Annotated in this window: 20 protein-coding genes and 1 tRNA gene; 13 read left to right on the forward strand and 8 right to left on the reverse strand. The window is 67.7% G+C overall.

Going from position 1 to position 19,998, the window contains the following annotated elements:
• Positions 1–90 precede the first annotated feature (90 nt).
• Positions 91–756 (forward strand): response regulator, encoded by a 666-nt coding sequence (locus ACWF0M_RS25635; protein WP_452238245.1) that lies wholly within the window; start codon positions 91–93, stop codon positions 754–756.
• Between the two features lie 37 nt (positions 757–793).
• Here ACWF0M_RS25635 and ACWF0M_RS25640 read toward each other — a convergent pair whose 3' ends face one another.
• On the reverse strand, positions 794–1,717 hold the full coding sequence (locus ACWF0M_RS25640) for an NADP-dependent oxidoreductase (RefSeq protein ID WP_452238246.1): 924 nt from the start codon (positions 1,715–1,717) through the stop codon (positions 794–796).
• A gap of 104 nt (positions 1,718–1,821) precedes the next feature.
• Between ACWF0M_RS25640 and ACWF0M_RS25645 the strand changes: the two genes are divergently transcribed.
• A complete protein-coding gene (locus tag ACWF0M_RS25645) occupies positions 1,822–2,229 on the forward strand; it encodes a winged helix-turn-helix transcriptional regulator (RefSeq protein WP_452238247.1) in 408 nt (135 codons plus the stop codon).
• Complete coding sequence (locus ACWF0M_RS25650; RefSeq protein WP_452238248.1) at positions 2,226–2,852, forward strand: DUF2064 domain-containing protein; 627 nt, start codon at positions 2,226–2,228, stop codon at positions 2,850–2,852. Before ACWF0M_RS25645 ends, ACWF0M_RS25650 begins: the two co-directional genes overlap by 4 nt.
• 688 nt (positions 2,853–3,540) lie before the next feature.
• On the opposite strand, the gene ACWF0M_RS25655 is transcribed toward ACWF0M_RS25650, so the two are convergent.
• Complete coding sequence (locus ACWF0M_RS25655; protein WP_452238249.1) at positions 3,541–4,083, reverse strand: NUDIX hydrolase; 543 nt, start codon at positions 4,081–4,083, stop codon at positions 3,541–3,543.
• A 390-nt stretch (positions 4,084–4,473) separates the two neighbouring features.
• A complete protein-coding gene (locus tag ACWF0M_RS25660) occupies positions 4,474–5,784 on the reverse strand; it encodes a zinc-dependent metalloprotease (protein WP_452238250.1) in 1,311 nt (436 codons plus the stop codon).
• 363 nt (positions 5,785–6,147) lie between these two features.
• On the opposite strand from ACWF0M_RS25660, the gene ACWF0M_RS25665 reads away from it, so the two are divergent.
• From ACWF0M_RS25665 to ACWF0M_RS25685, 5 genes are read left to right on the forward strand one after another with little or no spacing between them, the layout of a single operon-like run.
• On the forward strand, positions 6,148–6,573 hold the full coding sequence (locus ACWF0M_RS25665) for a molybdenum cofactor biosynthesis protein MoaE (protein WP_452238251.1): 426 nt from the start codon (positions 6,148–6,150) through the stop codon (positions 6,571–6,573).
• Between the two features lie 30 nt (positions 6,574–6,603).
• Positions 6,604–6,876, forward strand: coding sequence for a hypothetical protein (locus ACWF0M_RS25670; RefSeq protein WP_452238252.1), 273 nt, complete (start codon positions 6,604–6,606; stop codon positions 6,874–6,876).
• On the forward strand, positions 6,873–7,910 hold the full coding sequence (locus tag ACWF0M_RS25675; RefSeq protein WP_452238253.1) for a YlbL family protein: 1,038 nt from the start codon (positions 6,873–6,875) through the stop codon (positions 7,908–7,910). The genes ACWF0M_RS25670 and ACWF0M_RS25675 overlap by 4 nt, the downstream gene beginning before the upstream one ends.
• Before the next feature lie 43 nt (positions 7,911–7,953).
• A complete protein-coding gene (locus ACWF0M_RS25680; protein WP_452238254.1) occupies positions 7,954–8,571 on the forward strand; it encodes a PPA1309 family protein in 618 nt (205 codons plus the stop codon).
• A complete protein-coding gene (locus ACWF0M_RS25685; protein ID WP_452238255.1) occupies positions 8,568–11,558 on the forward strand; it encodes a UPF0182 family membrane protein in 2,991 nt (996 codons plus the stop codon). The genes ACWF0M_RS25680 and ACWF0M_RS25685 overlap by 4 nt, the downstream gene beginning before the upstream one ends.
• A gap of 93 nt (positions 11,559–11,651) precedes the next feature.
• On the opposite strand, the gene ACWF0M_RS25690 is transcribed toward ACWF0M_RS25685, so the two are convergent.
• Positions 11,652–12,236 (reverse strand): hypothetical protein, encoded by a 585-nt coding sequence (locus ACWF0M_RS25690; RefSeq protein WP_452238256.1) that lies wholly within the window; start codon positions 12,234–12,236, stop codon positions 11,652–11,654.
• A gap of 119 nt (positions 12,237–12,355) precedes the next feature.
• Positions 12,356–13,321, reverse strand: coding sequence for an N-acetyltransferase family protein (locus ACWF0M_RS25695; RefSeq protein WP_452238257.1), 966 nt, complete (start codon positions 13,319–13,321; stop codon positions 12,356–12,358).
• Positions 13,322–13,437: 116 nt separating this feature from the next.
• Here ACWF0M_RS25695 and ACWF0M_RS25700 point away from each other — a divergent pair.
• The 4 genes from ACWF0M_RS25700 (at position 13,438) to ACWF0M_RS25715 (ending at position 16,473) form a co-directional block, all read left to right on the forward strand.
• Positions 13,438–13,511 (forward strand) — tRNA-Met (locus ACWF0M_RS25700).
• Between the two features lie 173 nt (positions 13,512–13,684).
• Complete coding sequence (locus tag ACWF0M_RS25705; protein WP_452238258.1) at positions 13,685–14,350, forward strand: hypothetical protein; 666 nt, start codon at positions 13,685–13,687, stop codon at positions 14,348–14,350.
• A gap of 57 nt (positions 14,351–14,407) precedes the next feature.
• Entirely contained in the window at positions 14,408–15,079 is a 672-nt protein-coding gene (locus ACWF0M_RS25710) for a response regulator transcription factor (protein ID WP_452238259.1), read from the forward strand.
• Positions 15,076–16,473, forward strand: coding sequence for a HAMP domain-containing sensor histidine kinase (locus ACWF0M_RS25715; RefSeq protein ID WP_452238260.1), 1,398 nt, complete (start codon positions 15,076–15,078; stop codon positions 16,471–16,473). Before ACWF0M_RS25710 ends, ACWF0M_RS25715 begins: the two co-directional genes overlap by 4 nt.
• A 445-nt stretch (positions 16,474–16,918) precedes the next feature.
• Here the strand turns inward: ACWF0M_RS25715 and ACWF0M_RS25720 are convergent, their stop codons facing one another.
• Complete coding sequence (locus tag ACWF0M_RS25720; protein WP_452238261.1) at positions 16,919–17,971, reverse strand: zinc-dependent alcohol dehydrogenase family protein; 1,053 nt, start codon at positions 17,969–17,971, stop codon at positions 16,919–16,921.
• Positions 17,972–18,181: 210 nt separating this feature from the next.
• Between ACWF0M_RS25720 and ACWF0M_RS25725 the strand changes: the two genes are divergently transcribed.
• Positions 18,182–18,829: a GPR1/FUN34/YaaH family transporter gene (locus ACWF0M_RS25725; RefSeq protein WP_452238262.1), complete on the forward strand. Its 648-nt coding sequence runs from the start codon at positions 18,182–18,184 to the stop codon at positions 18,827–18,829.
• Between the two features lie 57 nt (positions 18,830–18,886).
• Here ACWF0M_RS25725 and ACWF0M_RS25730 read toward each other — a convergent pair whose 3' ends face one another.
• A complete protein-coding gene (locus ACWF0M_RS25730) occupies positions 18,887–19,633 on the reverse strand; it encodes an endonuclease/exonuclease/phosphatase family protein (RefSeq protein WP_452238263.1) in 747 nt (248 codons plus the stop codon).
• Entirely contained in the window at positions 19,630–19,953 is a 324-nt protein-coding gene (locus ACWF0M_RS25735; protein WP_452238264.1) for a putative quinol monooxygenase, read from the reverse strand. The genes ACWF0M_RS25730 and ACWF0M_RS25735 overlap by 4 nt, the downstream gene beginning before the upstream one ends.
• Positions 19,954–19,998 lie beyond the last annotated feature (45 nt).

A 19,998-nucleotide genomic window follows, 5' to 3' on the forward strand; every position in this document is an offset into this window, starting at 1 on the left:
AACGGCGTAACGCGGCGTAGTAGTTGAGCGATCATAGTTACAGCAGGTGATACTCGTCACGCTGCGCTTGGGGATTCAACGGGGGCAATCATGAGCAGCTCGATCACCGTGGTCGTCATCGACGGGCACACACTGACGCGGTACGGGCTGATCCGGTTGGTCAGCGCGGATCCCGAGATCAGCATCGTCGCTGAGTGCGCCCTCGCCTCCGAGGCCTCTACGACGGTCGCCGCCCACCACCCGGATGTCGTCGTACTGGACGTTGTGCTGCCGGACGCCGACGGGCTGCGCCTCGCTCGTGAGCTGCGTGACCGCCACGCCGGGATCGGCATCGTCGTACTCACGTCGCAGTCCGAGGACGACGTACTGTTCCGGGCGCTGGAGACCGGGGTGTCCGCATTCGTCGGCAAGACCGCCCCGAACACCGAGGTGCTCGGGGCGATCCGGCACGCCGCGGTGGCGGCGTCGTCCTTCACCGCGACCGGACTCGCGACCGCGCTGGCTCGGCGCGGTAGTGCCGCCGCTCAGGTGCCGGCCGTGATGGCGCTCAGTCCGCGGGAGCGGGAGGTGCTGGCGCTGCTGGCCCGTGGACATTCGGTTCCGGCGATCGCGGGGACGATGTTCGTCAGCCTGTCGACGGCCAAGACCTACGTCTCGCGCCTGTACGACAAGCTCGGCGCCACCAACCGCGCCAACGCGATCATGACCGCGCTTCGGCTCGGCCTCATCACCCCGGAACTGCAGGTCTCCGCTTAGGCCCTCCGCCTAGCGCACATCGCTTAGGGCATGTCGCTTAGGGCACCAGCACGAGGCGGCCGCGGACGCCGCCCTTGGCGAGTTGCCGGTACGCCGTTGCCGCGTCCTCGAGTGGAAAGGTGCCGGCGATCCGCGTGGAGATGGCTCCTGCCTCGGTCAGGTGCACCAGCTCGGACAGCTCCGAACGGTTCGCCTCGACGAAGATCTGTTGCACGGTGATGCCTCGCAGGGCCGGTGGGGTCGGACCCGCCTGGACATGCGCGTGCCAGCCGCGGTTGCGGACCGGCTCCTGCGCACCGATGCCGAGCACCGCCGCGTCCACCGAACCGTCGGTGCCGCCAGGGACGATCGCGTGCACCGCGGCTGTCAGGTCCTCCGCGCGTGACACGAAATGGTCCGCGCCAAGACGCCGTACCAAGTCTTCGTCTTCCGCTGCTGCGGTGCCGATGACTGTCAGACCGAAGTGCTTGGCGAGCTCGACGGCGTACCCGCCGACCCCACCGGCTGCGCCTGTGACGAGGACCGTCTGACCGGGGGTGAGTTGGATGGCCTTGAGCGCCTGCAATGCGGTCAGGGCGTTGAGAGCGATGGTGGAAGCAGCGGCGAGGTCCAGGTCCTTTGGTGCGGGCGCGACCGCCTCGGCATTCAGGACGACGTACTCCGCATGTGTCTTGAGCGGTCGTCCGAGCAGATCCGCCAGCCCGATCACCGGCGTACCCGGCTCGAGGTTGCACCCAGGCCCGACAGCGTCGACGGTGCCTGCGACGTCCCAGCCGAGCCCGAACTGATCGCGGGCACGGGTTACGCCGTACTGGACGGCCTTTCCGGTGCTGACCGCCACGTCCACCGGGTTGACCGCGGCCGCGGCCACCCTGATCCGGACCTGTCCTGCGGCCGGCTCGGGTACGTCGGTCTCGATCAACTCGATCGCGTCGGGGCGACGTGTTACTAGCGCGCGCATATCGTTGCTCTCTCCTTGTCGTGGTTGGAGACACCACTGTCGGAGAGTTACTCTCTGCCGGGAAGTACGCACTTCGGAGTGCGTATCGCACGACGAGGAGAGCTATGCCGACCCGAACAGCTGCCCAGCGCCGGGAAGAGGCAGCCCGCGAGTACGACGCGTTCCTGGCGACCTGCCCGGCCCGGCAACTGCTCGACCGGATCAGCGACAAGTGGGTGACCCTGGTGTTGACCGCCCTCGCGGACGGGCCCCAGCGGTACTCCGACCTGTCGCGACGCATCGCCGGCGTCAGCCAGAAGATGCTGACCCAGACGCTCCGCTCGCTGGAACGCGACGGGCTCCTGACCCGCTCGGTCACTCCGTCCGTCCCGGTCCGCGTCGACTACGACCTCACACAGTTGGGCCGCACCCTGATGCCGCTCATTGCGTCCATCAAAAGCTGGGCCGAAACCCACATCTCCGAGGTCGCCGCTGCCCGCAGCACCTATGACCACGTGAGCACGTCGGCATGACTGGACCGGACAGTGCGGCCGACCGGCGCGTGGTTGTCGTCGTCGTACCGGGGGCGGGGACGTGGGCGCCACCGGGGCGGGACAACGAGGCGTGGCGATTGGCGTTGGCCGAGGACACGTACGAGGTGCTGGCAGCGCTCGATCGCGTCGACGTGGCGGTTGCCGTCGCCGGGGACGAGCACGCGGTGGCCGAGATGAGGGCGCTGACCTGGCCCGGTACTCCGACGTACGCAGTCGATCCCGAGCGGCCCGTTCTGCACGCGGTGGAGCTCGCCGGACCTGCTGCGGCGGTCGTGGCAGTGTCACACGACGTACCCGATCTGCCTGGACTACTGATCGGCAAACTGTTCCGCGCCTTGAGCCACGCCGACATCGCCGTCACGCCGGCCGAGGACGGCTCGCTCGTTGCTGTCGGCGTCAAGCTCCCCGTCGCTGCATGGATCACCGAACTCGCGCCGACCTTCGACACACCGCTGGCCCTCCTCGAGGCCCGCAAACCCCGCCGCCACGCGGTCGCCACGGGCCCTGGTTGGCACCGTCTGCGATCGAACGCTGACCTAGCGCGACTGGATCCCGGCCTCGAGGGCTGGGACGCGACAAGATCCCTACTTCGTCACGCCTGACCCGTCACCTTCTTCGTATCGGCTCGTTCTCCATGCAACGGGGAGCTTTCACCGATCGCCGATGCCGTTCAGGGGCGGCACCCGACGACGACCCGACCGCACCGGGGGGATGCGGCTCGGGTGCACCAAACGACGGGGACCGCACCACGAGATCGGGGAACGCTGCACCAACGGGGGATCACGGGGACGCTGTACGACGGGGATAGCCGGAAACGCTGTACCAGCAGGTGGTCGCAGTACGACGGGGACGGTTGGGAAAGCTGCACCGCACAGCATTTACAGCGCGGGGCAGTGCAGTGGGGGAGCACACGGGACAGTTGTGAAGCTGCACCGCACAGAGTTTGCGGCGCGGGGCGGTGCATCGGGGGAATCCACGGGGGTGGCTGGAAGCGCAGTACCAGCGGGGGATCGCAGCACGGGTCGCAGTACGACCGGGGGAGCCACGGGGACAGTTGGGAAAGCTGCACCGCACGGTGGTTGCAGCGCGGGGCAGTGCATCGGGGGAACACACGGGGGTGGCTGGAAACGCAGTACCAGCGGGGGATCACATCACGGGGAACGCGGTGCTACGGGGATAGCAGGGCTGGGGTGGGGATTGTCCTGCTGTGAGGAGGTGGGCCGGCTCATTGGGCCGGCCCACTCATCTGTGCTCGTAGATGCATGCTCAGCCGCTTCGGGCGGAGTGGGATCAGGGTCGAGCGAGTTGGTGGTGGGCTCGGGTTGCGAGGGCCTGGACGCTGGTGTCGGTGTCGGCGGGGAGGGCGTTCAGGGGGAACCACGACAGGTCGTCCGACTCGTCGCTGACGACGTACTCCGTTGTTGTCGCGCTGACCAGGAACTGGACGTCCAGGTGGTACGCGCCCGCGCACCCACCCGCGTGCAGCAGGTGGCGTGAAAGCTGCAGCGGTTCGGGGCTCACCGTCAGACCCGAGAGCCCGGACTCCTCAGTCGCTTCCCGTAGGGCCGCGCCACTGAGTGTGATGTCGCCGGGCTCGCAGTGGCCGCCGAGTTGGAGCCAGCGGCCGACGGTCTTGTGCAACGTCAACAGCGTGTTCTCGCCCGTACTGTCGACGACCAGAGCACTGGCTGTCACATGCTCCGGTCGGCAGCTGCGCCACATCCCGTCCGGATGCGCCGCCAGGTGCCGCAGGTAGTGCGCCCGCAGCTCCTCCTGCTCCGCATCGGGCGCACGCCACCGCTCCAAGACCTCAACCGCATCCTCATGAAGCATTCGGCAAGTCTCCCCATCCCCACCCGAGCGTTCGCAGGCGGGGTCCGGCAACCCCCACTCGGCGGGCCGATTGCCACCGACCTGGTGGGCGGTCGCCACCTACCAGCTGGGCTGTCGCCGCCCACCAGGTAGGGCTGTCGCCGGCTACCTGGTGAGGTGTTGCCGCCCACCAAGTCGGGTGGTCGCCCTGTACTTGGTGGGGTGTCACCGCCCGTCAGGTGGGGTGTCACCGCCCGTCAGGTGGGGTGTTGCCGTCCACCGGGTGGGGTTGTTGCCGTCCACCGGGTGGGTTGTTCCCGTCTACCGGGTGGGGTTGTCGCCGTCTACCTGGTGGGGTTGTTGCCGTCCACCGGCCGGTTGTCGCCGTATATCTGGTGGGGGTGTCGCCCTCTACTTTGTGGGGTTGTCTCCGTCGTCGTCCTGGGGCTTCTCGGAGGTTTCTTCGTTGAGGAAGTCGCTGATGTCGATGTCCGAGAGTTCGCCGGCGTGCTGCGCGAAGCCGATCGGGTCGTCGAGGTCGCTGGTGCTCGGCATCAGGTCCGGGTGCGACCAGAGGTTGTCCCGGCCGTCGACACCGCGGGCGTCGCGGACGGCGGCCCACAGGTTCGCGGCGTCGCGCAGACGGCGCGGCCGCAGCTGCAGACCGACAAGAGTCGCGAACGTCTGCTCGGCCGGACCGCCGGCCGCGCGCCGCCGCCGTACCGTCTCGGCGAGCTGCACCGCAGCAGGCATCCGGTCCTTGGTGGCCTGCCGTACGACGTCGTCGACCCAGCCCTCGACCAGGGCCAGCGTGGTCTCGAGCCGGACGAGCGCCGCCTTCTGCTGCTCGGAGTCCTCGGGCTCGAACAAGCCGCCGGCGAGCGCTTCCTGCATGGCTTCCGGGTTCTGCGGGTCGATGTCGGCCATTGCCCGCTCGATCTTGCCGGTGTCGACCTCGATCCCGGCCGCGTAGTCGGCGACCGCGGCCAGCAGATGCTGGCGCAACCACGGCACCCCGGCGTACAGCCGCTGATGCGCCACCTCACGCAGCGCGAGGTACAACCGGACGTCCTCATCGGTCAGGCCGAGACCGTCGGCGAACTTCGCGACGTTGTCTGGCAGCAGGATCGCCTGGCCGGTCGGGCCCAGCGGAAGCCCGATGTCGGACGAGCTGACTACCTCGCCGGCGAGCTCGCCGAGACCCTGACCGACCTGCGCTCCGAAGACGGAACCGCCCAACTGCCGCAGCATCCCCGCCATCGGACCGGCGAACTGCTGCGCCTCGGCGGGCAGCGCGTTGCCCATCGCGCCGGCGACGTGCTCCGCGACCGGATCGACGATCGTCTGCCAGACCGGGAGCGTGTTCTCGACCCACTCCGCACGGCTCCAGGCCGCGGAGGTCGCGGACACCTCGGGCAGCGTGGTCGCGTCGTCCAGCCAGTGCTCGGCGAGACGGACCGCGTCCGCGACCCGATCGGTGTCGGCCGACGTCATCGACCGGTCGCCGGCGGTGGAGACGGTCTTGCGGGCAATGTCCTTGGCCAGGTCCCAGTTCACCGGCTTGCCATCGGTCGAGCCGCTCAGCATCTGCTGGACCTGGGCGAAGATCGCGTTCAGGTCCGGGGCGCCGCCCGCTCCGGCCGCACCGGAGAACTGCTGGAACATGGCCTCGAACGGCGTTCCCTTGAACGGGTTGTCCGGGTTGTCCGGTTCGTCGCTCATCGGAGGGCCTTCCTGTGCGGGTGGGGCGTACAACTCCAACGTACTGGTTCCGTCCATCAGTTCCTCGCTCGGTGAACGCACAACCCTCCGCTGTTCGCCGCCGGCAGAGCCCGAACCCGGTCCCGCAGGTCGGTGAGGAAGGCAACAGTCTCTCCCGGTGTACGCCGTACCACGCAGCGCAGCCCCCGCACTACGCCACGACGCGTTCCCGTGCCGTCGGGCGGAAGGTACGCCGCGACGCGCCCCGCGTCGTCGGGCGGAGAGGGAGGGGATGTCCTGGAAATGGAGGGTGGGAGGGAGAATTGCGGTGCGGGGATGGAATGGTGTGGTGTGAGCGGGGGACCTGGCCGGAATGAGGAACGGATGAGCGACGCGATCAGACTGCTGGACATTCGCGACAGCGCGTTGTCCAGCGACGAGGTACTGGCGGCTGTCGCGGACCCGACGGCGGGCGGAACTGCGCTCTTCATCGGCACTGTGCGCAACCACGACCAGCAGAAGCCGGTCGACCGCTTGAGCTACGAGGCGCACCCGGACGCGCTGGAACACCTGCGGAAGGTTGCGCAGCGTGTCTGTGACGACCCCGCTGTGACCGCGCTGGCCGCCGTCCATCGGACCGGTGATCTGGTGATCGGCGACGCCGCGGTGATCGTGGCCGTGGCGGCATCGCACCGGGATGTGGCGTTCACCGCCTGCCGGCAGTTGATCGACGACCTCAAGGCCGAGGTCCCGATTTGGAAACACCAGCACTTCATCGACGGTGGCAGCGAGTGGGTCGGCGCTCACTGACCCGTACGCTGGGCGCATGAAGGTGGCCGGATGAAGGTTTTGGCGTGGCTGGCGTTCCCGCTGGTCGCCACGCTGCTGGCGATGTGCTGGGCGGCGTGGCGCGGGTGGCGCAGCCGTGAGCGCCGCCGCTCCGGCGGAGCCTTCGCCTCGGTCGAGGACTTCCGCCGCTTCAGCGCCGCCCTCGCCGCGCCAGGCCCACGGGCCGTTCCGGAACGTCGCCGCGGTCTGGGTCGTCGTAACCATCAGCCGGTCTCTTCCGAGGTCCGCAGCTCCGGCTCCAAGATCGCAGGGCAGGGTTCGTGACACGTCGTACCGCCACATTGGTCACCTCGATCGTCGTGCTCGTCGTCTCGCTGGGGCTGGTCACCGCGTTCCCGGTGCCGTTCGTCTCGTTCAGCCCGGGGCCGGTCAAGGACACCCTGGGATCGGCGAAGAACAAGCCGGTCGTCGAGATCACCGGCCACGCCACGTTCCCGACCACGGGCCAGCTCGACCTGACCACGGTGTCCGTGACCTCGCCCGACCGGCAGTTGACCCTGCCGCAGGCGATGCGGAACTGGCTCGACCCGCACCACGACCTGTTCCCGCGCGACATCATCTATCCGCCGAACCAGAGCGCCGACCAGGTCGAGCAGCAGAACACCGCGGAGATGACCGGCTCGCAGGACAGCGCGGTCGCGGCCGCGCTGCAGGCGGCGAAGGTTCCGTTCCACACGAAGGTCTCGACGGTCGCGGACAACTCGCCGGCGCAGGGCAAGTTGAAGCCGGGCGACATCGTGCTGGCCGTCGACGGCCAGACGGTGACGCAGGTCCCGCAGGTCGGCGAGTTCGTCCGCAAGCACAAGGTCGGCGAGAACGTCGTTTTCCTGATCCACCGCGGCACCGCCGAGCAGACCGTCCAGTTGAAGACCGCCGCGACGCCCGGTGACGAGACCCGGCCGATGGTCGGGATCACCATCGGTGTCGACTCGCAGGTGAAGGTGACGGTCAACCTCGGTCAGGACATCGGTGGCCCCAGTGCGGGCACCGCGTTCGCACTGGCCATCTACGACAAGCTGACCCCGGGCGCGCTGCTGAACGGTAAGCACGTCGCCGGAACCGGGACGATCGACGCGCTCGGCCAGGTCGGCGCGATCGGCGGTATCCAGCAGAAGATCGCCGGCGCCAGGAACGACGGCGCGACGGTGTTCCTGGTCCCGGCGCCGAACTGCGCGGCCGCGCTGCACGCGGACGTGAAGGGCATCCAGTTGGTGAAGATCAGCACGCTGACCGACGCCATCAGCGCCCTGCAGGCGGTCGCCGACGGCAAGGGAGCTGTCCCGTCGTGCAGCCAATGAGCCATTTGTACGAACTGGTGAGCCGAAGGGAAGATCTGCCGGCATGGATTCCGTAGGCACGCTGCCACCGGACGCGCTCAGCCGCGCCGTGGTCGAGATCGAGAAGCACGTGAGCAGCGCGGGCTGGGACCAGCCCGCGCAGTTGTTCGCGCTGGTTCCGACGGCGGACCTGCTCCGCGCCGAACCCCACCTCGCCGCCGAACTCGGCGCCGAGGACGCGTCGCAGCCGCTCACCCCGGTCGCCCAGGGCGAGCTTCCCGGTGGTGTCGAGGACGACCGTCTGGCCGACACGCTCGGCCGGATCGAATGGCCGGACGGCGTCGCCGGATGCGCACTGGCGATCGAGCGGATCGTGCTGCCGGCGGCGGCCGAGTCCGGCCTGTCCAGCGTCGAGTCGGACGCCGAGCTGGCCCGGCTGGCCGGTAGCGATCCGCGCCGGCACGAGGTCCGGATGGTGGCGGCGGTGCTCCGGGAGGGCGACCGGTTCGGCGCCGTCCGGTTGCGTGCCCACGACGAGGACAGCGCAGTGCTCACCGGTATCGACTTGGTCCCCACGCTGTGCGAAGTACTGTCTTTGACATTCGAACCTTCGGCCGGCAGCCGGTCGGGCGAGGGTCCTGGGGTCGACGGCATGAGCGACGACGAGGAGAAGCGACGATGAGCGACGGCGTCTATGACATGCCGGAAGAGCCTCCGGCCCGCAGGACCCGGCGAACAGGCGGACGCCCTCGTGCTCTGCTGCCGACGATCGCCACACTGATCGTCCTGCTCATTCTCTTCAGCGTCTTCACCGACGTCTGGACCCAGCGGCTCTGGTACCGATCGGTCGACCTCGGCTCGGTGTTCAGCACGGTGCTCGGCACCCGCGTGCTGCTGTTCGTGATCGTCGGTCTGCTGATGGCGGCCGCGGTCGTCGCGAACGTCATCGTCGCCTTCCGCGCCCGTCCCCGGGTGGCGCTCGCCCCGGCCCCCAGCCCCGGCTTCGAGCGGTACGGCGATCTGCTGCAGCAGCACGGGAAGGTCGCGGTCGGCGTCGTCGCGACCCTGATGCTGGTCTTCGGCGGCTCGGCAGCATCGGGGGAGTGGAAGGTCTTCCTGGCCTGGCGGAACCGGACTCCCTTCGGTATCACCGACAAGCACTTCAACAAGGACATCGCGTTCTTCGTCTTCGACTACCCGTGGCTGCGCGTGCTGCTCGGCTTCGGCTACTCGATCGTCCTGCTGTCGCTGGTCGCCGCGATCATCACGCACTACCTGTACGGCGGGTTCCGCCCGTCCGCCAAGGGGCAGAAGGCCTCCGGCGCGGCGCAGGTGCAGTTCTCGGTGCTGCTCGGTCTGCTCGTCCTGCTCAAGGCCTTCAGCTACTGGCTGGACCGGTTCGGTCTCACGACCTCGGACGCGAAGCTGTTCACCGGTGTCTCCTACACCGGCGACCACGCCATCTTGCCGAGCAAGGAGATCCTGGCCGTCATCGCGGTCCTGTGCGCCATCTTGTTCTTCGCCAACGTGGTCCGCCGGACCTGGCTCCTTCCCGGTGTCGGCACGGTCGTCCTGATTCTGTCGGCAATCCTCCTCGGTGCGCTCTGGCCGGCCGCGCTCCAGCAGTTGCGGGTGCGTCCAAGCGAGCCGGTGAAGGAAGCGCCCTACATCGACAAGAACATCGCGGCCACGCGTCAGGCGTACGGGCTCGAGAACGTCGATATCACCGAGTACAAGGCGCAGACCACGGCGAAGTCGGAGCAGTTGACGGCGGATGCCGAAGTCCTGCCGGGCATCCGGCTGATCGACCCGACCGTGATCGGCCCGACCTTCGAGCAGCTCCAGCAGGTCCGAGGCTTCTACTCGTTCCCGACCGATCTCGACGTCGACCGGTACAAGATCAAGGGCAAGGTCAACGACACGGTCCTCGCGGTCCGCGAGGTCCAGGTCGACCGGCTGCCGGCCGGGCAGCGCAATTGGAACAACGACCACACCGTCTACACCCACGGCTACGGAGTGGTCGCCGCGAACGGGAACCAGTCGCAGGGTGGCACCCCGGTGTGGACCGAGAAGGACCTGCCACCCACCGGTGACCTCGGTCAGTACGAACCGCGGATCTACTTCGGCGAGCAGTCGCCGGACTACTCGATCGTCGGCGCCCCCCAGGGCGGCCAGAAGGTCGAGCTCGACACGCCGGAAGGCAAGAGCGGCGGCGACCCGACGCTGAACACCTATGAGGGCAAGGGTGGCGTCCCGATCGGATCGTTCGGCAACCGGTTGCTGTACGCAACGAAGTTCCGGGATGCGAACATCCTGCTGTCCAGCCGGGTGAACCCGGAGTCGAAGATCCTCTACGACCGCACCCCGCGCGAGCGGGTCGAGAAGGCGGCGCCGTGGCTGACGCCGGACGGTGACCCGTACCCGGCGATCGTCGACGGCCAGGTCGTCTGGATCGTCGACGGCTACACCACCTCGGACAACTACCCGTACTCCGAGAAGGTCGACCTGGACGTCAGCACCCGGGACACCACCACCGGCCGCGGGACGATCGCGCAGCAGCCGAGCGAGAAGATCAACTACATCCGCAACTCTGTCAAGGCTGTCGTCAACGCCTTCGACGGTTCGGTCGAGCTGTACGCCTGGGACGACAAGGACCCGGTGCTGAAGACCTGGATGAAGGCGTTCCCCAACACGGTCAAGCCGCGCTCGGACATCTCGCCGGACCTGATGTCGCACCTGCGCTACCCGGAGGACATGTTCAAGGTGCAGCGCGACCTGCTCGCGAAGTACCACGTCCAGGACGCCGGCACCTGGTACCAGAACAGCGACCTGTGGCGAGTGCCGGACGACCCGACCGCGGTCTCCTCCGGTGGTGACTCGGCGACCCATATCAGCCAGCCTCCCTTCTATCTCTCGTTGCGGATGCCCGATCAGACCGAGCCGAAGTTCTCGCTGACGTCGGTGTACGTACCGAACGGTGAACGGGAGAACCTCACTGCGTTCATGGCCGTCGATGCCGAGGCCACCTCACCGGACTACGGCAAGTTCCGGGTGTTGCGATTGCCGGGCAACCTGCAGATACCTGGTCCGGGGCAGGTCTACAACAAGTTCCAGACCGACGAGAGCATCAGAACGGCGTTGCTGCCGATCAACCAGCCGAACAGCGGAGCAAGAGCGCAGTACGGCAACTTGCTGACTCTGCCGCTCGGCGGTGGTCTGCTCTATGTCCAGCCGGTCTACTCGGTGCGGACCAGCGGGCCGGGTAGTTACCCCGTCCTCCGGTACGTCCTGGTGTCCTTCGGTGACGGCGTCGCCTACGGCTCGACGTTGCAGGAAGCCCTCACCAAGGTCTTCAAGACCAGCGTCGACACCGGTGAGCTGCCTCCAGGAACCGAGAAGCCGCCTACTACACAGGGGCCGAACCAGACGGTGAAGCAGGCCATCGCCGACGCGCAGGCCGCATGGACCCGGGCCCAGGCAGCGCTCAAGAACGGCGACCTGGCTGGCTACCAGACGAACCTCAACCAGATGAAGGCCGCGCTCGACCGGGCCGCCGCTGGCGCGGCCGAGACACCGACGGCGACACCATCGGCGTCGCCGTCCGCGAACCCGTCGACCCCGCCGGCATCGACGACGCCGACGAGCCCACCGACCTCACCGACAGGCTGAGTCGCAGCGTGGTTCCCGGGGCGTCGACACCGACATCAGTCGGCGTCGACGCCCCGTTCGTCCCGTCGGTCGCCGGCGTGGTTGCCTACGGCATCAGGTTGTCGGCTCCGGATGGAACCCGGCCGCGGTATCGAGCACGTCTTCGTCGGTGAAGCGGTCGTGATCGATCGTGACCTCGGCCGCGACGCCAGGCTCGATGAAGTAGAACACCTCGTTGCCGGCGAACAGACCGTCGTACCCGCCGACTTTCACCGGTTCGAGCTGCCAGTCGCCCGGCTCCTTCTCCTCGTACTCGACCAGGAAATTCTTCACTGCTTCGAGATCGGTGAGTTTCTCGCCGCGGAGCGTCTTCACGGTCAGATCGACCTTGAACGCTCCCTCCGGATCCGGCCCGGTCTCCCAGACCCGGCTGTGGAAGGACACGTCCTCCCACTCGTACTCGAAGTCGCTCGGCGTGCCGAGGCCGTCGGGAAGGTTCTCGATCACGAAGCCGTCCAAGGTGCCAGCCCTTTGCTCGGTCGATGGATGAGTCGCTGCGTACGTCGAGGAAGGTGTGAACTCGGTCGCTGAGGCAGGGACTGTCGTCGGGATCCCGAGCGCGACCAGCACGATCGCGCTCCCGGTCACGATACGACGGGCGGACGGCACGGCTCGGGAACGAAGCGATGAACGCGACATGGCTGCCTCCTTGAAACGGTGGCGCCCCGCCTGCTGCGAGACGCCCTTCGTGACCAAGAAGGTGCAGCGATCGGCCCTCGTCCGAACCGGCGAATTCGGATCTGTGGACAAACTCGCGGTCAGTACCCGATCAGTCGATGCAACCGGTGGAACGTCTGCCGGAACCCGAGCCGCGGCCACGCCCGCGACGACAACAGATTCGTCACCCGCCAGTCGGTCACGACCGACGTGTACCCGGTCTCCGCCGACCACTGCAGCACGGCCTCGCCCAGCGCGCGCCCGGCGCCGAGTCCGCGAGCCGACGGCAGCACGGCCGCGAACCCGAGGAAGCCCGCGTTGTCCGGTTTCGTGAGCCCACTGTGCGCACTCGATTTATCCAGCGAGCAGCCGATCGACGAACCGATGACCTGACCGTTGTACGAGGCAACGAAAGTCGCATAGTCCGGGTCGTCGATCGATTCCTCCCAGTCCGCCACCGCCTCCTCGAGAGTCGGCAGCTCCCCGGACGAGAACACCGGCGACAACCCCTGATGCCGGGGCAGTTCGAGGTCGAGCTCCGCGAGTACAGGGCTGTCCGCACGCACGGCACGTCGTACGGCGAGATCTGATGGCGGCTGGAGGGGAGAGTCAGGCACAGGACGGACGGCGTGCGCGTGCTGCGAACCGAACGCCAGCCGGAACCACGCGTCGATCAGCGCGGGGTCGTCGGGCACCAGGACGTAGTGCGCGATGTGGCCGTCGTCGACCCACTTCGCCGCGGCAGCGCCGTACAGATCGCGGACGTGTTCTGGCTCACGTACGGCGTGACCGGCAGCCTCGACCCAGATGTTCGGACCCCAGACCGGGGACTGTTTCGGCGCGGCCAGCAAGTATCCGGTGATCTCGCTGCCTTCGACCATCACTGCGCCGGACGCGCCCTCGGTCTCCCAGGCCGCCGTCACCTCGACCAACGCGAGCTGCTCGTCCTCGTAGTCGGCGGGAAGCAGCGGGTGACGCTTGCGATGCTCCTGATGCCGCTCGGCGAGCAGACCGGCTGCGGCCGGCAGATCCGGCTCCTCGAACGGCCGAATGACGTGTCGGGACATACTCGGACGGTACGCCGCCGCGTCCCGGTCGAACACGGGGTTTTCGCAGGTCCGGGGCCCCGCCGGGAACCGATTTGGTTGCTCGGCCCAGATCCTCTAAACTAAAGACACAACGGCGCGGGGTGGAGCAGCTCGGTAGCTCGCTGGGCTCATAACCCAGAGGTCGCAGGTTCAAATCCTGCCCCCGCTACGAAAGAAGGCCCGGACCAACAGGTCCGGGCCTTCGTTTTGTGCGGTCCTGACAGTGCTTCTAAGGAAGCTCTAAAGCTGAGTGAAACCGTAGCTGAGGCCCGATCGGTTGTGTTGTCGTCCACGGCGCCGGGGTTCGTCCGGCGCGTTCAGTGGACGAGAGGGATCACGATGATGAAACGCACACAGCTGGTCGTGGCGACGGTGACGGTCGCCGCGCTGGCCACTACCGGTACGGCGTCGGCGGCGATATCCGGGTCCGATCCGAAATCCGGCACCGTGAAATCCGGCGCCGCAGCCAAGGGAGAGGCCAAGCCCGCCAAGCGCACCGATCTCGCCAAGGTCGCGGCGCAGCTCGGGGTGACGACCGATCGACTCGAGGCCGCGCTCGTCGCGGCCAAGATGTCGCTGGCCGGCTCGACCACCGTCACACCGGAGGCGTTCGTCGCAGCGGTCGCGGCGAACCTGCGATTGCCGGTCGCTCAGGTCAAGGCCGCCGTGGAACCGTTGTTGCTCAACCCTGGACGCCCTCGTCCCGGCGACGGTAAGCAGGACGGCAAGGAAAGCCAGGATGACAAGGCCAAGGCGGACGGCAAGAAGGGGGCGGACGACCCGCGGAACTCGCCGTTTGCGAGCGACGCCGCAGCGGCACGGCTGGCGACGGCACTCGGAGTCAGCCAGGCCAAGGCCAAGGCAGCCCTGGTCGCGCTGGTCTCGGCTCCCGGAGGAATCGTTCCGACATCCAAGGCCTTCCGTGACCTCGCCCAGTCGCTCGGGGTCAGCGCCGCTCGGCTCAATACCGCATTGGGGGATCTGAAACAGTCGCTGGACAACGGCTGACAGTTGCCGCGTCGTACATCATCAGAACTTCACGATTGACGGCGAGGATGGATGACCATGCGGATACTTGTCGTGGACGACGACCCGGCCGTGCGGCGGTCCTTGGAGCATGCGTTGGGCCGCGACGGGTACGACGTGGCATCCGCGGCCGATGGGACGTCCGCCCTCGCCGAGCACGGCGTGTTCCGCCCGGACGCGATGGTGCTCGACGTCCTCATGCCCGAACCGAACGGGCTGGAGGTATGCCGGACGTTGCGTTCGGGCGGGTACGACACGCCGATCCTGATGCTGACGGCCCGGGACCTGGTCACCGACCGGGTCGCCGGGCTCGACGCGGGGGCCGACGACTACCTGGCCAAGCCCTTCGCTCTGGAGGAGCTGAGGGCCCGGCTTCGAGCCCTGCTGCGGCGCAGCGGCGCGAGGGCCGAGGTGCTGCACTTCGCCGACGTCGACCTGGACCTGAGCGGACGGCAGGCAGAGCGCGCCGGCCGGCGGCTGGAGCTGACCAAGACGGAGCTGTCCCTGCTGGAGCTGTTCCTGCGCAATCCCGGCCGGGTGCTGAGCCGGACCCAGATCTTCGAGTCCGTGTGGGGCTACGACTTCGGGCCGGAGTCGAACGCGCTGTGGGTCTACATCAGCTACCTTCGAAGCAAGCTAGAGGCCGACGGCGGCAGCCGACTGATCCAGACAGTTCGCGGCCTGGGCTACGTCCTGCGCGAGGAGTCGTGAACCTGCGCACCCGGCTTGCCATCGCCGGAGGATCCATAGCTGCCGGCGTCGTGGTGCTCGTGTCGGTGGTCCTGTATCCGGCCGTGGAATCCAACCTCCGCGGCCAGATCGACAGCGCTCTCGTGAAGGCGGCCGGCCAGGCACCCGACGTGGCGAAAGCCATCAAGGAGAAGTTCAGGGGGACGTCCAACGAGGGGGCGTTCCCAGCTGTTCCGCTGGGGATAGGGAGCACCCAGTTGCAAATCGTGCCGGACCCGGTTCGGGCCGGGCCGTCGACGCAGTTCGTCGACCTCACAGACCGCGACGTCGCCGTCGCGCACGGAAGCGCCGCTGCCTACTTCCGTAACGCGGTCTACGACGGTGTCGCCTACCGCATCTACACCACCCCGTTCCCAGGATCGTCCGGCACGCTCGTGCGTACGGCGATCCCGCAGTCCGATCCTGCACCCACCCTGCGCCAACTGGCCTGGCTGCTTGCCGCGTCGACGGTGGTCGCCGGAGTCCTGGCAGCTCTGGCAGCACGCCTGGCCGCACGCCGCGTCCTACGCCCCGTCCATCGGCTCACCGAGACTGTCGAGCTGATTCGCACCACCGGCGACCTGGCGATCCCGATCCCCGCCGACGGCCAGGACGAGATTGGCCGGCTCGGCTCCGCGTTCGCGGAGATGACCGCTGCCCTGGACGAGTCCGTCGGCGCCCAGCGCCGGCTGGTGGCCGACGCCTCGCACGAACTGCGCACACCACTGACGAGCCTGACCGTGAACCTCGAACTGCTGGCGGAAGATCTGTCCGACGCACAGGCCCCGCAACTCGCCGCCGAAGCGCTCGACCAGGCGAGCGAACTCAAAGCGCTGATCAACGACCTCGTCGACCTGGCCCGCTACGGCCAGCCTGCTTTCCATACCGAAGACGTCCGCCTCGATCTCGTCGCCGAGCGCGTCGCGGCCCGCGCGACACGTCGGGCGGCACAGATCGGATTCGAGCTGGACTGCGCGCCCACCCTCGTTCACGGAGACCCCGACGCCCTGGAACGCGCCGTTGCGAACCTGGTCGACAACGCGGTGAAGTGGAGCCCGTCCGACGGCCAGGTTCTGATCAGCGTCAAGGACGGCACTCTCGACGTCGCAGACTCCGGTCCAGGGATCCCCGACAGCGACCTCGAATTCGTCTTCGACCGCTTCTACCGCTCACCCGCTGCTCGCGCGCATCCCGGATCCGGGCTCGGTCTGGCCATCGTCCGACAGGTCGCTGAGGCTCATGGCGGGACAGCTGAAGTAGTGCCGCGCCGAAGCGGCGCGCTACTACGCCTGAAACTGCCGGTGTGTACCGAACACGCCGACGTTCCTGTTCCCGAGTCGTCGCAGCGACCCTTGGACCTTGAGGCGGACCAGTAGGGCCAGGTGGTCGCAGGGGTAGGTGTCGTCGAGACGGTAGTAGCGGCTCGTCGGCGACCTGTCGCCGGCGCGGGTGTCGAGCAGGTGGGTGTTGATCGCGAGGTCGGGCGGCCTCGTCGCCGAGCAGGGGTCAGCCTGGGCAGAGGCAGAAGGGGTGGCCGTCGGGTCGATCATGACGCGGTGTTCCGACGGGCGTGGCTGGACTGGGCGGGGGTGGCGCGCACACGGCCGCCCAGGCGACCCATCGTTCACCCGATGCATCACAACCGTCCAGACCGACCCTGGGTCGTGACGGGAGGACGCCTGGACCGACAGGCACGGGCGTTTCGTGTAGCGCGGCCGTGACTGGGGACAGGCGCTGGGGTCCGCGGGTACGGCATAGCTTGTCCGCGGAGCCCGGCGAGTGTGCCCAGTCCCGGCGGCTCTTGGTCAGACTATGTCCGGCTTACTGGGTGTTTGTGATGACTACCTTGAGGGCTTCTTGTTCGGCGGCGTTGGCGAAGGTGTCGTAGGCCTCTTCGAACTGGCCGAAGGGGAACTGGTGGGTCACGAACTTCTCGGGGGCGATGGCGCCTTTCTTGATGTCTTCGAGGAGTTCGGGTGCGGTGACGGCGTTGACCAGGCCGGTGGTGATGGTGAGGTTGTTGATCCAGTGCCGCTCGATCGGGAACTGCACACTCTCGCCGTGTACGCCGATGTTGGCGACGTGCCCGCCGGGCCGGACGGACTCGAGCGCGGTGCCGAAGGTTGCGGGGAGGCCGACCGCTTCGATGGCCACGTCGACGCCCAGGCCGTCGCGGCTGAGGTCCCGCAGAGCCTGTACGACGTTCTCGCCGGCCTCGATCGTGTCGGTCGCGCCGAAATCGCGGGACCGGTCGAGCCGGAACTTGTTGCCGTCGACGGCGATGATCTTCGCGGCGCCGGCCGTGCGGGCGGTCATGATCGCGGCGAGCCCGACGGGTCCGGCACCGATGACGGCGACGACGTCCCCGTTCTTGACGGCGCCGTTCAGTACGCCGATCTCGTAGCCGGTGGGGAGGATGTCGCTCAGCATGGCGCCCTGTTCGGCCGAGACTCCTTCGGGGAGCGGGATCAGGCCGTTGTCGGCGTACGGGACGCGCACGTACTCCGCCTGGGTGCCGTCGATGAGGTGTCCGAAGATCCACCCGATGCCGCCGAGCGTCTTGCAGTGCGAGGGCAGGCCGGCCTTGCAGTAGTCACACGTCCCGCACTTGCTGATGCAGGAGATGATGACCCGGTCTCCGACCTTCACGCTCTTGCAGTCGGCGCCGACCTCGGTGACCACACCGACACCTTCGTGGCCGAGGATCCGGCCGTCGGTGACGGCGGGAACGTCGCCTTTCAGGATGTGCAGGTCGGTGCCGCAGATGGTGGTGACCTCGACCTTGACGATCGCGTCGGTCGGGTCCTTGATCGCGGGATCCGGAACGTCTTCCCAGGCCTTCTGGCCAGGTCCGTGGTAAACGAGCGCCTTCATCGGTACTCCCCTTCTCGTCGGCCAGTCGGTACCAAGAGTGCGCACCGGCACGTCTCGCATGCTCACACCGCAGGCAGACGACGCCGGTCTCATCTTGAGACGGCTCCGCTGAGCGCTGGAACGGACCCGGCTGCCTCAAATCGAGACATACGGCCGGGCGAGAAGGGGCAACGATGAGAACGTTCGCGATGCGCCCGGAAGGAGCTCGCCATGACCACCATCGACGCCGATGCCCACAGTGCCACAGAGGTACAACTTGCCGCTGAAGCCGCGGTCCCGGCGGTGGCGGGAGACCCAGCACTGATCGGTCTCCCCAGTTTCATCGTGGGATCGGTCGCGCTCGGTCTGGTCCTGGTCGGCTATGTATCTGCGGCGGCGGTCGGGGCCTCGCTCCCGATTATTGTCGCGGCCACCGGTCTCGGTCTGGTGATCGCGGCCGTCTGGTCGGCGGCTGTCGGCCAGAGTGCGGTGGCCGGAGTGTTCGGCATCTTCGCCGGATTCTGGCTGAGCTACGCGACGCTCGTACTGGGCCTGACGCACAACTGGTTCGCCATCGTGGCGGGGGACGCTCTCCACACGCAGGGACTGTTCCTGATCTCGTGGCTGGTGGTGATTGGGATGCTGACGCTGGCCACACTCCGGCTTCCCATTGCCTACACGGTGCTCTTCGTGTTGATCGAGATCGCCTTGGTGCTGGTCTTGATCGGCACGCTTCAGCAATCAGCCGGCACGCTGAAGGTCGCCGGTGTGGTGGTGTTCGTCTTCGCCGCGGTGGGTGTCTATCTCTTCTTCAGTTCGGCGTCCCAGGCAACAGGCGGTCGAGCCCTCCCACTCGGGCAGCCGCTGGTCCGAGGCTGAGCAGCCGACGGCTGTTGCGCTAGCCGAGCACCGCAGCATCCCAGACGGTCTGTCCATTCATCCCGAAGCCCCTTTGAGGTGGACGAGTAGGCCCAGGTGGTCGCTGGGGTAGGTGTCCGTCACCTCAGCGGATTCGACGGTCAACGCGGGGTTGGAGAGTAGGGCGAAGTCGATGCAGTGCGGGGATCTGCCTGCAGGGAGGTAGGCCTGGTGGAAGGTGGGTGGGCAGTGGTCGCCGAAGGCGTCGGTTAGGTGGGTGCTGCGGAGGAAGTCGCGGTACAGGGAGCTGTCGCGGGCGATGTTGAAGTCGCCGGTGAGGACGGCGGGCTCTTCAACGGTTCCGACGTACTGCGCCAGCGTCGTGAGTTGGGCCTGGTGGAGTCGGTGGTGGCGGTTGGTGGGGGACCAGTCGCCGTCGTGGTTGGCGGACAGGTGGGTGTTGAGGATCGTGAGGCCCGGGAGCCTGGTCGACAGCACGCCCTTCAGTGATGCGGTCAGGCGGGTAATGCGGGGCAACGCACTGACAGAGGCGCTCGGGAAACGTCTGTAGCTGGCAGCCGCGGCTGGGCGGCGGGAGAACGTGACCAGGCCGCCTGCTGGGCCGGCCCCGGATCGGCGGAAGCTGGCGCGGTACGACGGCATGGACGAGCGCAGCAGGCGCAGGTGGTAGTAGGTCAGAACCTCTTGCAGGTTGACCACGTCTGTATCGGACGTCTCGAAGGCGTGGCCGATCGCGGCGTAACGGGTGTGCAGTTGCGGCGGCGATCCGCGGGTGTTGAGGGAGGCGATGGTCAGACGGGTCAATTGACGGCGAGTTCGCCGAGTTCCGACCAGTCGTCCTGGGGGAGTTTGAAGTTGACGATGCGGGGCGTTTCGACCAGGTGGGGCGGCAGGTGCTCCTGGGCGGCCTTGAAGTGGGCCGAGGTGACGTGGTGGGTGGCGGCGTCGTCGTCGGCGAAGGCCTCGACCAGCACGTACTCGTTCGGGTCGTCGAGCGAGCGGGACCAGTCGTACCACAGGCAGCCGGGTTCGGCGCGGGTGGCGGCGGTGAAATCGGCGGTGATGGTCGGCCAGTTGTCGGCGTGCTCGGGCTTCACGCGGAACTTCGCGGTGATGAAGATCATGAGGACAAACCTAGCGGCCGGCGGCAGCGGTCACGGTCGCAATCT

This window comes from Kribbella sp. NPDC055110 (assembly GCF_053607525.1).